This window comes from Lachnoanaerobaculum sanguinis (assembly GCF_033242365.1).
Classification (GTDB): domain Bacteria; phylum Bacillota; class Clostridia; order Lachnospirales; family Lachnospiraceae; genus Lachnoanaerobaculum; species Lachnoanaerobaculum sanguinis.
On record NZ_BTHK01000015.1, the window covers coordinates 19133 to 31159 of the forward strand.

Annotated in this window: 15 protein-coding genes and 3 tRNA genes; 6 read left to right on the forward strand and 12 right to left on the reverse strand. The window is 37.1% G+C overall.

Going from position 1 to position 12027, the window contains the following annotated elements; translation table 11 throughout:
• Nucleotides 1–3 precede the first annotated feature (3 nt).
• The 5 genes from SBH76_RS10205 to yedE form a co-directional block, all read right to left on the reverse strand.
• Nucleotides 4–1086: a 6-phosphofructokinase gene (locus tag SBH76_RS10205; protein ID WP_314098138.1), complete on the reverse strand. Its 1083-nt coding sequence runs from the start codon at nt 1084–1086 to the stop codon at nt 4–6.
• 141 nt (nt 1087–1227) lie between these two features.
• Nucleotides 1228–1300: transfer RNA gene (locus SBH76_RS10210), tRNA-Lys, on the reverse strand.
• A 195-nt stretch (nt 1301–1495) separates the two neighbouring features.
• Nucleotides 1496–1798, reverse strand: coding sequence for a putative Se/S carrier protein (locus SBH76_RS10215; RefSeq protein WP_317977731.1), 303 nt, complete (start codon nt 1796–1798; stop codon nt 1496–1498).
• Entirely contained in the window at nt 1795–1995 is a 201-nt protein-coding gene (locus tag SBH76_RS10220; RefSeq protein WP_317977732.1) for a sulfurtransferase TusA family protein, read from the reverse strand. Before SBH76_RS10220 ends, SBH76_RS10215 begins: the two co-directional genes overlap by 4 nt.
• Nucleotides 1995–3059 (reverse strand): YedE family putative selenium transporter, encoded by a 1065-nt coding sequence (yedE, locus tag SBH76_RS10225; RefSeq protein ID WP_317977733.1) that lies wholly within the window; start codon nt 3057–3059, stop codon nt 1995–1997. The genes SBH76_RS10220 and yedE overlap by 1 nt, the downstream gene beginning before the upstream one ends.
• A gap of 180 nt (nt 3060–3239) precedes the next feature.
• On the opposite strand from yedE, the gene SBH76_RS10230 reads away from it, so the two are divergent.
• Complete coding sequence (locus SBH76_RS10230) at nt 3240–4394, forward strand: aminotransferase class V-fold PLP-dependent enzyme (protein WP_317977734.1); 1155 nt, start codon at nt 3240–3242, stop codon at nt 4392–4394.
• Nucleotides 4384–5286, forward strand: a complete 903-nt coding sequence (locus SBH76_RS10235) for a selenium metabolism-associated LysR family transcriptional regulator (protein WP_290648848.1) — start codon at nt 4384–4386, stop codon at nt 5284–5286. Before SBH76_RS10230 ends, SBH76_RS10235 begins: the two co-directional genes overlap by 11 nt.
• A gap of 45 nt (nt 5287–5331) precedes the next feature.
• Here the strand turns inward: SBH76_RS10235 and SBH76_RS10240 are convergent, their stop codons facing one another.
• The 6 genes from SBH76_RS10240 to SBH76_RS10265 all read right to left on the reverse strand — a co-directional run bounded on the left by SBH76_RS10240 (nt 5332) and on the right by SBH76_RS10265 (nt 9537).
• Nucleotides 5332–5907, reverse strand: a complete 576-nt coding sequence (locus tag SBH76_RS10240; RefSeq protein ID WP_317977735.1) for a helix-turn-helix domain-containing protein — start codon at nt 5905–5907, stop codon at nt 5332–5334.
• Nucleotides 5908–6021: 114 nt separating this feature from the next.
• Nucleotides 6022–6507: a GNAT family N-acetyltransferase gene (locus SBH76_RS10245; protein WP_317977736.1), complete on the reverse strand. Its 486-nt coding sequence runs from the start codon at nt 6505–6507 to the stop codon at nt 6022–6024.
• The gene (locus tag SBH76_RS10250) at nt 6504–6983 is read right to left on the reverse strand and encodes a GNAT family N-acetyltransferase (protein WP_317977737.1); all 480 of its coding nucleotides are present in this window, start codon (nt 6981–6983) and stop codon (nt 6504–6506) included. Before SBH76_RS10250 ends, SBH76_RS10245 begins: the two co-directional genes overlap by 4 nt.
• 106 nt (nt 6984–7089) lie before the next feature.
• Nucleotides 7090–7683 (reverse strand): L,D-transpeptidase family protein, encoded by a 594-nt coding sequence (locus tag SBH76_RS10255; RefSeq protein ID WP_317977738.1) that lies wholly within the window; start codon nt 7681–7683, stop codon nt 7090–7092.
• A 23-nt stretch (nt 7684–7706) separates the two neighbouring features.
• On the reverse strand, nt 7707–8732 hold the full coding sequence (gene queA, locus SBH76_RS10260) for a tRNA preQ1(34) S-adenosylmethionine ribosyltransferase-isomerase QueA (RefSeq protein WP_009664278.1): 1026 nt from the start codon (nt 8730–8732) through the stop codon (nt 7707–7709).
• Nucleotide 8733: 1 nt separating this feature from the next.
• A complete protein-coding gene (locus SBH76_RS10265) occupies nt 8734–9537 on the reverse strand; it encodes a hypothetical protein (protein WP_314097965.1) in 804 nt (267 codons plus the stop codon).
• 120 nt (nt 9538–9657) lie between these two features.
• Between SBH76_RS10265 and SBH76_RS10270 the strand changes: the two genes are divergently transcribed.
• Nucleotides 9658–9730: transfer RNA gene (locus SBH76_RS10270), tRNA-Arg, on the forward strand.
• A gap of 31 nt (nt 9731–9761) precedes the next feature.
• On the forward strand, nt 9762–10745 hold the full coding sequence (locus tag SBH76_RS10275; RefSeq protein WP_317977739.1) for a biotin--[acetyl-CoA-carboxylase] ligase: 984 nt from the start codon (nt 9762–9764) through the stop codon (nt 10743–10745).
• Between the two features lie 103 nt (nt 10746–10848).
• Here SBH76_RS10275 and SBH76_RS10280 read toward each other — a convergent pair.
• Nucleotides 10849–10921 (reverse strand) — tRNA-Thr (locus SBH76_RS10280).
• Nucleotides 10922–11076: 155 nt separating this feature from the next.
• Here SBH76_RS10280 and SBH76_RS10285 point away from each other — a divergent pair.
• Nucleotides 11077–11352 (forward strand): GNAT family N-acetyltransferase, encoded by a 276-nt coding sequence (locus tag SBH76_RS10285; protein WP_290648862.1) that lies wholly within the window; start codon nt 11077–11079, stop codon nt 11350–11352.
• A gap of 106 nt (nt 11353–11458) precedes the next feature.
• Nucleotides 11459–11878, forward strand: coding sequence for an RrF2 family transcriptional regulator (locus SBH76_RS10290; RefSeq protein WP_317977740.1), 420 nt, complete (start codon nt 11459–11461; stop codon nt 11876–11878).
• The last annotated feature ends 149 nt before the right edge of the window (nt 11879–12027 follow it).

A 12027-nucleotide genomic window follows, 5' to 3' on the forward strand; every position in this document is an offset into this window, starting at 1 on the left:
TTTCTATTTGTCGCCAAAACTTATTCCAACAAGTCTTGCCTCTCTTACAAGTGAAGACTCGGGATCTACATATTTTAACTTGCCGGCAGACTCATTTAAAGCAATATCCGTAACCTCTGTGCCCTTTAATACCACAAGACGACCAAACTTTTTTCCAAGTATAAGTTCGGCTCCATGCGCACCAAGCCTTGTAGAAAGAGCTCTGTCATAAGGATTCGGGTCTCCGCCTCTTTGAGTATGTCCCGGAACCGTAACTCTTACATCCACATCTGTTTCGGCACTCAGCATATCTCCTATTTCATAACTTATGGAAGGATATCTGCCTGCATCTTTTAACTTCTTCTTTTTTAATTCTTTTTTTGAAAGGGCCGCATCTTCCTTTGATATTGCACCCTCTGCCACTGCAAGTATGGTAAACTTCTTGCCTTCCTTCTCTCTTGTCTTTATAGCCTCGGCTATTTTTTTTATATCATAAGGTATCTCAGGTATCAAAATGATGTCCGCACCGCCTGCAAGACCTGCGTACAGTGTAAGCCATCCCACCTTATGCCCCATTACTTCTACAATAAAGACTCTGCTGTGAGAGGCTGCTGTAGTATGAATGCAATCAATAGCATTTGTAGCTATTTCCATTGCACTTTGAAAACCGAATGTCATATCCGTACCGTAAAGATCATTATCTATGGTCTTTGGCAGACCTATGACATTTAATCCCTCTTCACTTAAGAGATTTGCAGTTTTTTGTGAACCGTTTCCGCCAAGCACCACAAGGCAATCAAGTTTTAACTTCTTATAAGTTGATTTCATTGCCTCCACTTTATCCATACCGTTTGCATCGGGCTCTCTCATAAGTTTGAAAGGCTGACGGCTGGTTCCGAGCATAGTTCCGCCCGTTGTCAATATACCCGAAAAATCTGAAGGTTTCATTACTCTGTATTCCTCATACATAAGCCCCTTGTAGCCTTCAAGAAAACCTATTATTTCCACCTCTTTATCAGATTTGTAAAGACTCTTTGCCACACCGCGCATTGTTGCGTTTAAGGCCTGACAATCTCCTCCACTTGTTAGCATACCAACTCTCAGCATATTAAACTCCTTTGCACAAAGTCGAAACAAATTCACTGCTTTTGCATTTAAGCATTGTCTTTAATTATAACCTAATTTTATTCATTATACAACAAAAAAAGCCCTTCCCAATAGCTCACTGTCTATCAAGTAGGACCTTCATGCGCCTTCAGGGACTCGAACCCTGGACAAATAGATTAAGAGTCTACTGCTCTACCAACTGAGCTAAAGGCGCTTTTTTTATTTTTTTTGCATTCCTGTTTTTTGAACACTTCGATATAATACAATATATAAAAGTTGTTGTCAACATATTTTTTAAAAAAGATTGAAATTATTTTTATTTTATTATTATATAATCTATAGTATATTTATTTTACAATTCCCGTCGTCGCCGGAACGCTTCGGGGATTGTAAAACAAATACTGTATAACTATTCTTTCGCTGTATATATTCTCCTATATCCCTCTTCCGATATTTCAGCCACCTGCTCTATTTCATTATGCTTATCATTGATCTTAAGTTCATTATCTTTTAAATAAAAGACATCTTTTTCATCCCAGAACTTTTCACTTAAACTCATATCAATTTCAAACTCCACACAGGTTCCGCAAGATGAACTCAGGCTTCTTGGCACCGGCTTCACGATACCCTTAATACCGTACTCCCTAAGTCCTCTTTCAAATCTTATAGCTCCAAAGTGTGAAAAGAAAGTGGCTATATATTTTTTGATCATTTGATGATCACCAGCTTGTACTCACCGTTTTCCTCTGTGACTTCTACATTATATCCCTCACCCTTTACAAATCTTGTGACATTTTCCAGGGCATTCTTGCTGTCGACCATCATTTCATATCTGCTCTCTTTGCTTGCCAGAGCTTTCTTTATCATTATTACAGGCTCAGGGCATGAGCATCCTCTTGCATCTACCATTATGCATTCTCCTTTTTCATCGTATTTGCTACCGCAATTATTGTTACTACAACAAGTCCTATAATAACGGCTATTTTTCCGTTTGCACTCGGTCCTTTGCCTGATGCCGCAAGTGCAAAGTTATGTGCAAATGCCGCACCTGCAAACAATCCAAGGAATGTAAAAGCTGAATCTGTATTTCCCTCACCTGTAAGTACAAGCTGTCTGAGAGGGCATCCACCAAGAAGGCAGCATCCATATCCTGCAAGCAACATTCCAAGGAAATTCCAAAGTCCGTCATTATGTGCTACAGGCTGCTCCAAAAATCCCAAATTAAACTTTCCAAGTACGAGATTTCCTACCAGAGCCGCTACAAGTATTGCCACAAATCCGATCAAAAGTCTTGTTTCTCTAAAGAGGATAAAATCTCTTATTCCTCCAACCATGCAAAGTCTTGTATACTGTGCAATACCACCAACGATAAGACCTGCAACAAGTGAAACGATAACTGCCGCATGCTTTGCTCCCGGACCTCCGTCAGCAGGTGTAAAGAAGATAAATGCAGGTGCCGCAATAACCAAAACAATTAAAACTATCTGTACTATCGGCATTACAAATCCCTGTACCTGCTCCTGTTTATAAGTTCTTCCAAGTGAATATCCCTTGTTTAAAAATACTATTCCCGCTACTATTCCACAGACAAATCCCAAAAGACCTACAATTGCATTTAGATCTCCGCCTGCAATACGAAGGATCATTCTAAAAGGACATCCCAAAAACATAAGGCATCCTATCATTACAAAAAATCCAAGCACAAATCTGAGCAAAGGACTTGAACCGCCCTTTACACTGAATTCCTTTCTGGCAAATGCCACTCCGAAGGCTCCAAGGATAAGTCCCATTATCTCCGGTCTGATATACTGTACAGGCTCCGCTCTGTGAAGTCCAAGTCCGCCTGCTGTATCCCTTATAAAACAAGCAAGACAAAATCCCATGTTGGCAGGATTACCCAGCTTTACCAGAACTACGGCAATTATTCCGATAATAATTCCCGTTCCTCCAATCACAACTTTTTCGTTCTTCATTTCTCCTCCTTAATGTTTTCTAAATAAAAAACTAAATATTTTTTATAATTATAACATGTAATCTAAATATTATTTATATGATTAACTAATCTTACACAACCATTTATTGACTTTGTCTATAAATAAAACTATAATTGAGATATAATTATTTGTGCTTCAAATATTTCGTGAGGTGGCTTTTTGAAAAGAATTTATTTTGACAATGCCGCAACTTCATATCCCAAGCCTGCAAAGGTTAGTGAATCCATGCTTGATTATATACAAAATGTCGGATCCAATGTAAATCGTTCGGGATATAAAGATGCATATAAGGCAGAAGATATTTTGTATGAGACCAGACAGCTCCTATGCTCAATGTTTAATGGAGGGGATTGTAAAAATGTTATTTTTACCGCAAATATTACTACATCATTGAATATTGTACTAAAGGGACTCTTAAAGAGCGGGGATCATATATTGACATCATCTATGGAGCATAATGCCGTAATGAGACCTCTAAAACAGCTCTCCTCATCGGGTATTTCATATGACAATATCCCTTGCTTTAGCGACGGCTCACTTGATACCTCCTCACTTAATTCAATGCTGAAGTCAAATACTAAAGCGGTTGTAATGACTCATGCATCAAATATCTGTGGTACTTTGATGCCTATAGCTGAAGTAGGAAAATTTTGCAGAGAAAACAAGCTCTATTTTATAGTCGACTCGGCACAAACTGCAGGTCTTTTCCCCATTGATATGGAAGCCATGAATATAGATGTGCTTACCTTTACAGGCCATAAGGCATTACTCGGTCCTCAGGGTATCGGAGGCTTTATATTAAAAGAACATATGATAGATATTATAGAACCGCTTATCCTTGGAGGTACAGGCAGTATATCACACACTTTGGATATCCCTGACTTTATGCCTGACAGATTTGAATCCGGTACATTAAATATACCGGGAATATACGGACTGAATGCCTCTTTAAAATATATTAATGAAATCGGTATGGACAATATAATAAAAAAGGAACTTAGTCTTACCGGAGCCTTTTTAGACGGAATATCAGATATACCTGAAATCAGGATATACGGTAAAACCGATACTAAAAACAGAGCGGCTGTTGTGTCAATTGATATAAAAGAAAGGGATCCGTCGGATATTGCATATATTCTTGAAGATACATACGGCATACAGACAAGAGTAGGACTTCATTGTGCACCGACAGCGCACCAAAGTCTTGGAAGCTACCCGAAAGGAAGTATAAGATTTTCCTTTGGACATAATAATAATTTGGAAGAAATAAAACACTGCATACAAGCATTAAAGGAGATAATTTATGGAATTTAGACAATTGGAGGCTTTCGTTGCCACCGCCGAATTAAAGAGTTTTTCACAGGCAGCAAAATATTTATATCTTTCACAATCTACTATCAGCTCACATGTTCAAAACTTAGAGGATGACTTGGGCAGAAAGCTGCTTTTAAGAACCACAAAGTCCATTACTCTCACACCTGAAGGTGAGACCTTTCTCTCATATGCCAGAAAAATAGTGGAAACCAAGGATCAGGCTGTACTCTCATTGCAACAGTCATCTAAAAGCATGTTACATATAGGCGCTTCCTCCATACCTTCAGGCTATCTTCTTCCTAAGATTATTGCAGGCTTTAAAGAGAAATACCCTGAAATGCATTTCAGTATCTGGCAGGGAAGCAGTGACGAAATAGCAGAGCTTTTACTTAGCGACAGCGTTGATATAGCATTTACCGGCAAAGACATAAACTCACCGCTTTGTGAGAGCCTTAAGGTATGTCCGGATCATCTTATGCTGGTTACACCTGCAACGGAGGAATACAAAAAATTAAGGGACAGCCATGCCAAAATATCGGATATATTAAAATATCCTATGATATTAAGATCCAACGGATCCGGCACACAATTTGTAGCCAGCAAGCTTCTCGAAGGGCTTGGCATAAAGAAAAGCGACTTAAATGTTATTGCACAGACAAATGACCTTGAATCAATACAGCAGATGATAGTTCACGGTATGGGCATAAGTATCTGCTCAAGATTTTCCACTCAGAATTTATTGGATAGCGACAAGGTGATAACATATCCGCTTGATAATGCAAATATGAGACATTTTTCATTACATTATATGAATATAAAGAAATCCCATCCGACAATTAAGCTTTTCCTTGACTATGTGCAAAACTTAGTAGATGAAGGTATTTACAAATAAAACAAGAGCCGATGAAATCGTTTTGATCTCACCGGCTCTTATATCTTATCTGAAAATTATGTACATGATTCCACAAATCGATACAGTGATTAATACAGTAACAATTACTGACAGGATTTTTTGATATGGACGCTTTGCATTTTCTTCAAGTTTCTTTAATTCATCCAATCCTTTTCCCTCTGTAAATGCTACAATTTCCTTATAGCTTTGAATATTATTGTTTTTCTTGATTTTCTCTATTTTAAACGCAAAAATCATTGCAGTCATCCATAATATAAAGCATGGAATAAACGCATAAACACCAATAAATTTAAACAGCGGAAATATTGACCCTACCGATAGAAAAAATAAAATCAGCATCATTAGAGAATACAACTTCATTTTCTTAACTTCTTCCGAATGGATTTCAACCTTCATCAAATCAACATCTCCTTTAATCAAATTATCAATAGATACCTCTAATACTTCACTCAATAAGATTATACTGTTAATGTCCGGATAACTTTTGTCATTCTCCCAATTGGAAATAGTCTGTCTTGAGACAAAAACTCTTTCAGCAAGATTATCCTGTGTAAAAGACTTCTCATTTCTGTAGTATTTGATTCTTTTACCAAGTTCCAAAATTAGTACCTCCTTTCTCGATAATATTATTGAAGATGTTATGATTTTTCTATCAAATGCTCTTTACATACATATGTTTTTACCTGTCAAAGCTCTTTTACGTACTCGTGGAAATCAAGTTTTCAATGTCATTCTCATCTTATACCAGATAGTATCGCCATGATTTGACTGTGATATACCCTCATCCTCATATCCAAATTCTGCATAAAAAAGTCTGAGTCCGTCTTTACAGGTAAGTACTATTCCTTTTCTTCCTCTACCCCTACAATCCTCTATTACCTTCTTCATCACCTGATTTGCAAGCCCCTGACCTCTGTAAGGCTTTTCTGTAACTACGGAGAATATCATCTGCCACTCTCCGTCTTTTTTATGCATAGAGGCATCGTCATACATAATATCGGTAAGATCCTCTTCATCGGTAGCCATACCGTTTATGAAACTCTTTATAATCCCATCCTCTTCCAGTATCCAAAAGCACTCCGGAAAACTTTCCATCCTCTTTCTTATGCTTTCCCTACTTGCCGCCTCAGCCTTTGGATAAGAATCCGCCTCTATCTGTGCCAGTCTGTCCAAATCCTCCGCTTTTACATATCTAATCATACATACCCCTTTAATTCATATAAAATCCTAAAACTTTTATCATCAAGCTGTATTATTCCAAGTCTTTTAAACCCAAGTTTTTCCACAGCTTTTTGCATAGTTTTGTTATCCTCATGGGTTTCTATTCTTAAAATAGATATTTCCTTCTTTGCAAAATCTACTATACGGCTTACAATATTTCTTTTACTTCCATCACTTGCCACTCTATGTATTATCCCATACTCCTTATCAGAAGGAAATTTAAGTTCTTGACTATTTTCATAGCCCTTTATAAATACAAAACAGGCAAAAATATGACCATTATCTTCCAATACATAGCCTATTTTTTCTTCTATATCCTTATTTACGATATTTTTTTCGGGATAACTGTCCTTCCACTGATTTGGATTGCCGCTATTTTTCATATATTCCCTTGCAATAGCATATATCTCCATTATCCTGTTATAATCAGAAGGAATTGCTTTTCTAATATTCATCCTATACTTCCTTTACCCAAAGTTTGTAATATAAACAGTAATAATATACTGCTCTCTATTTAAAAAAGGCATATTATAGACAAAGCCTATAACATGCCCTATATCTTTATGGTCCTACCGAAACCTTGATTCCAAGCTGTCCATATGGCCAGATAATATCCATTACATCATTGCTTACAGCAACACAACCCGCTGTAGGTACACCTTTTTGATAATTTCCGTGGATCATTATTGCACCGCCAAGTGCTGTATTCCATGGAGGACATACCTTCTTATCAATAGCTGTGTAGATGGCATCTTTTTCTTCCTGTGTAATAATTCCCTGTTCAAATCCTCTGTCGGCTGCTGCCTTATCAGGGTAAGAAAGTCCAAGAGATAAATGATATGCACTCTTATCATTTCTTACACAGATATAGTAATCGCCATTCGGGGTTGTTCTGTCACCCTGCTTTTGCTTTGTTCCGTTTGCTGAAAACTCTCCAAGACTGCATGGCCATTTACCTACTACCTTATTGTCGGCTATAAGTGTAAGCTCCTTGCTTGTCTTACTTACATAGATTCTTGTAGCAGGCTCAGTCTGCTGCGGTGTGTAATTGCTTGTAGTTACCTTTCTTACTGTTGCGGCATATACACTAAAGCTCATAAGTCCTATAATAATTGACAAAACAAGTAATGCCACAATGCTTTTTCTCATCTTCATAAAAACCCTTTCTAAAAATACATTTAATTTATAAACATCGCATCCCCAAAACTGAAAAATCTGTATTTCTCTTTTACAGCCTCCTCATAGGCATGCAATATATTTTCTCTTCCTGCCAATGCACTTACAAGCATTACTAAAGTGGACTCCGGTAAATGAAAGTTTGTAATAAGTGCATCCAAAACCTTAAACTTATATCCCGGATATATGAAAATATCTGTCCACCCCGACTTTTCTTCAAGATGTCCGTTTTCATCCGCCGCACTTTCTATGGTTCTGGTACTTGTGGTTCCCACACAGATAACCCTTTTTCCATTTTCCCTTGTACTGTTGATTATATCCGCAGCCTCTTTTGATATTTGAAAAAACTCGGAATGCATATGATGTTCATTTACATCCGTAACCTTTACAGGCCTAAAAGTACCAAGTCCCACATGCAAAGTAACCTTTGCAAGTCTGATACCCTTTTTCTCAATTTTGTCAAGCAGCTCCTTTGTAAAATGCAAACCGGCCGTAGGTGCCGCAGCAGAGCCCTCATTCTTTGCATATACTGTCTGATATCTGTTTTTATCCTTCAGCACATGTGTAATATATGGCGGAAGCGGCATAGTTCCAAGCTTATCTAAGATCTCTTCAAAAATCCCTTCAAACTCGAATTCTATAATCCTGTTACCTTCCTCCACAATATCAACTATTGTTCCCAAAAGTAATCCGTCTCCAAAATCAATCTTCGCTCCGACCTTACATTTTTTTCCCGGCTTTACAAGGCATTCCCAAGCGGTCTTTGACTTTCTCTTTAAAAGAAGTATTTCTATCGCCGCTCCGGTATCCTTTTTTACACCCATAAGTCTTGCAGGTATTACCTTTGTTTCATTAAGTACCAGACAATCACCCTCATTTAGATAATCTATAATATCAAAAAAATGCTTATGACTGATATCTCCGCTTACTTTATCAAGTACCAAAAGTCTTGAAGATGCTCTGTCTTCAAGAGGGTCCTGTGCTATAAGTTCCTGTGGCAGATCATACCAAAAATCTCTTACATCCATATCAGTTTCCGCTCTTTGTCTCGGCTATTGACACATTAGCTTCCTCTTTATCGGTTTCTGTAATACTCTCTACAGTACTTTCTTCTACAGTTGTTTCTGTAGGTTGCTCTGAAGTTTCCACTGCAGCACTGCTCTCATTTGTAGAAGCATTTTGCACCCAAATAGAATAAAGTGTACCAAGCTGTATATCACTTGTTACTGCAGTTGCAAGGTCTTTCCTCATCTGTGCATCAAGAGCAATAATATCTTCCGACTTCGACACCTCATCCACATACTGCCTCTCTTCAGCAGTCAGCTTGTCAGTCTCTACCATATAAAAAGCATCCTTAGGCTCTTCTTTTACATATGCCCATGTAAGCATAGGTGCCTTTGTATCAATATCATGGAACTTTACATTTGAACTGATAAATACCACATATGAATTATCCTCATATCCCTTTGTCACATAGGTAACAGTATCATCAAATGATTCGTATACCTTTGCCTCATCTGTAAGTTTTGCCTGTAAATCCGCAAGTCCGTCCTCATCGCTTCTTCCAAAGACATTGTACATTCTTCTGGCATCCGCATTTACTTTTGCATACTGATATGCCTTCACAAGCTCTATAATTCCCGGAATCGGATCCTTTTGCATACCATATGTTTTATAATCCGATAATACTTTTTCCTCTTCAGACATGGTAGACTCTGCAACTGTGGTGGTCTCCTCAGTGCTTGCCGTATTACTTGTATTGCTGCAGCCTGTAGCAACAGCCATCATCACTGCCATCATACCTATTCCTGTTATTATTTTTTTATTTCTCATAAATGCCTCTTTATAATTAATTTATAACCTTTTGATTCCGGTATTATTTTATCAAATATTATTGCAAAAAGCACCTATCAATTTATTATAAAAAATGATATAATTTTGTAATATTTGTTTGTATCAATAGCGTATTGGATAACGCATCAGACTCCGACTCTGAAGACTGTGGGTTCGAATCCCACTTGATACATTATTTTTTTATATGAAATATAAGGAGAACTATGTTAAAGAATGAAGTTTTAAAAATCTTATTATCAAATAACATTCACGTATCCGGTCAAGATATTTCAGAAAGTCTAGGTGTCTCAAGGACCGCCGTATGGAAGGCTATTTCCGCACTAAAAAAAGATGGCTACAATATAGAATCCGTCAATAACAAAGGCTATCTTCTTTTGGCAAAAAGTAATATTCTAAATCAAGTGGAAATAGAGCAAAATATAAGTTCTTATAAACTCTCCAATGCACCACAGATAATATATCTGGATGAAGTCGACTCCACCAATAACTATGCCCGACTGATGGCAGACAAGATAAATTCCGACTTCCTTGTAGTAGCCGATATGCAAACTTTGGGAAAAGGCAGAATGGGAAGAAGTTGGAGTTCACCTGCCGGAATCGGTATCTTTATGAGCCTTTGTATAAAGCCTGAGATTGCTGTAGAAAAGGCTTCTATGATCACTCTGGTAACCGCCATCTCCATTTGTGATGCTATAGAAGAGCTTTACCCTATAAGCGCCACCATCAAATGGCCGAATGATATAGTCATAAATTCAAAGAAAATATCAGGTATACTTACGGAAATGAGCTCAGATATGGACGGTATAAAATACATTATTTCGGGAATGGGTATAAATGTTAATAATAAGGAATTCCCTGATGATATAAAAGATATGGCATCATCTCTTTTGCTTGAAACAGGTATTTTAATGGACAGAGCTAAATTAATTGCAGGTATTATATATCACTTCTATAAGAACTTTAATACTTTTTTAAAAACAGAGGATATGAGCGGACTTAAAGAAAATTATGAGAAGCATTTGGCAAATATCGGCAAAGACGTGAAGATTCTTGACCCTAAAGGTAGTTATCAAGCCGTCGCACTTGGAATCGATGAAACAGGTGCCTTGCTTGTAAATGCCGAAGGAAAAATAAAAAGAATTATCAGCGGTGAGGTCAGTGTACGTGGACTCTATGGCTATATATAAAATGAGCAGGGAAAACTGCTTTTTTGTAAGCAAAAATCGTTGACATACAACTCAAGATACAACACATAAAAAATAACCCTTGTAAAATCAAGGGTTATAATCAAGCTGCTGACGGGACTCGGACCCGTGACCTCCTCACTACCAATGAGGTGCGCTACCACCTGTGCCACAGCAGCATCTAGGTAATAGTAGCATAAACACAAATTGCTGTCAATACGATTTGGATGCCCTACATTTACATACGATTTGGATGCCCGACATTTACATAGCCCTTGACTTTTCTCTCTCACATGCTACTCTTTACTTAAATAATAAAAATATTGGAGGTACTATGTTTAATATAGCTGATAACAGAATATATATGAATGATGAAAACGGTAAAATGATTGCTGAAGTTACTTTCCCAAATTTGGATGATAACACAATAGTTATTGACCATACATTTGTGGATGACTCTCTTCGCGGTCAAGGCATTGCAGCCAAGCTTATGCTTGAGGTAATAGACTATGCTAAGTCAACTAATAAAAAAATAAAGGCTACATGTTCCTATGCAGTAAAATGGTTTGAGAAAAACAAAGACGAATACAAAGACCTTTATATAGGATAAAAATAAATTGTTACATCACTATTTTCATTTCTGTCTTATTATTTACTTGATTTACCTATTACCTACCTGTATAATAGGATTATAAATTAAGAAGTAGGTGACTCATATGAAAATTTCAACTAAAGGGCGATACTCACTCCTTGTTATGATTGATTTAACAGAGAATAAATCTGATGATTTTATACCATTACGAGATATTGCCAAAAGACAGGACATTTCAGAAAAATACCTGGAAAGTATAATAAAACTTCTTGTAAAGCATAAGCTTGTTGTAGGGCTACGCGGTAAAGGCGGCGGCTACAAACTAACCGGACATCCAGGCGATATTACAGTAGGTGAAGTGCTTAGAATTGCAGAAGAAAATATAATGATTGATGATGAAGATACAGAAAGCATGTATCGTACAAGCGAATACCGCACTATTGATATGTGGAGTAAACTCTCAAAAATGATAAACGATTATTTTGACAACATTTCCATTGCCGATCTTATAGTAGAAGATCCCGGAAATGACTTTGTGATTTAACATATCAACTTACATCTGATAATTTTAAACTAATAACTGTCAAAATCTTTACAGGTCTTGACAGTTTTTTAATTTACTATCCGCCTTTGCTTGGGTGGATTTTTTATTTTCCACCTTTCTTTTCTAAAATAGGTTATATTTTTAATATA

What these genes read in the sequence shown, in the direction of transcription:
- SBH76_RS10205 (WP_314098138.1), bottom strand. Translation starts at nt 1,086, where the DNA reads ATGCTGAGAGTTGGTATGCTAACAAGTGGAGGAGATTGTCAGGCCTTA.
- SBH76_RS10215 (WP_317977731.1), bottom strand. Translation starts at nt 1,798, where the DNA reads ATGATCAAAAAATATATAGCCACTTTCTTTTCACACTTTGGAGCTATA.
- SBH76_RS10220 (WP_317977732.1), bottom strand. Translation starts at nt 1,995, where the DNA reads ATGGTAGATGCAAGAGGATGCTCATGCCCTGAGCCTGTAATAATGATA.
- yedE (WP_317977733.1), bottom strand. Translation starts at nt 3,059, where the DNA reads ATGAAGAACGAAAAAGTTGTGATTGGAGGAACGGGAATTATTATCGGA.
- SBH76_RS10235 (WP_290648848.1), top strand. Translation starts at nt 4,384, where the DNA reads ATGGAATTTAGACAATTGGAGGCTTTCGTTGCCACCGCCGAATTAAAG.
- SBH76_RS10245 (WP_317977736.1), bottom strand. Translation starts at nt 6,507, where the DNA reads ATGATTAGATATGTAAAAGCGGAGGATTTGGACAGACTGGCACAGATA.
- SBH76_RS10250 (WP_317977737.1), bottom strand. Translation starts at nt 6,983, where the DNA reads ATGAATATTAGAAAAGCAATTCCTTCTGATTATAACAGGATAATGGAG.
- SBH76_RS10255 (WP_317977738.1), bottom strand. Translation starts at nt 7,683, where the DNA reads ATGAAGATGAGAAAAAGCATTGTGGCATTACTTGTTTTGTCAATTATT.
- queA (WP_009664278.1), bottom strand. Translation starts at nt 8,732, where the DNA reads ATGGATGTAAGAGATTTTTGGTATGATCTGCCACAGGAACTTATAGCA.
- SBH76_RS10265 (WP_314097965.1), bottom strand. Translation starts at nt 9,537, where the DNA reads ATGAGAAATAAAAAAATAATAACAGGAATAGGTATGATGGCAGTGATG.
- SBH76_RS10275 (WP_317977739.1), top strand. Translation starts at nt 9,762, where the DNA reads ATGTTAAAGAATGAAGTTTTAAAAATCTTATTATCAAATAACATTCAC.
- SBH76_RS10285 (WP_290648862.1), top strand. Translation starts at nt 11,077, where the DNA reads ATGTTTAATATAGCTGATAACAGAATATATATGAATGATGAAAACGGT.
- SBH76_RS10290 (WP_317977740.1), top strand. Translation starts at nt 11,459, where the DNA reads ATGAAAATTTCAACTAAAGGGCGATACTCACTCCTTGTTATGATTGAT.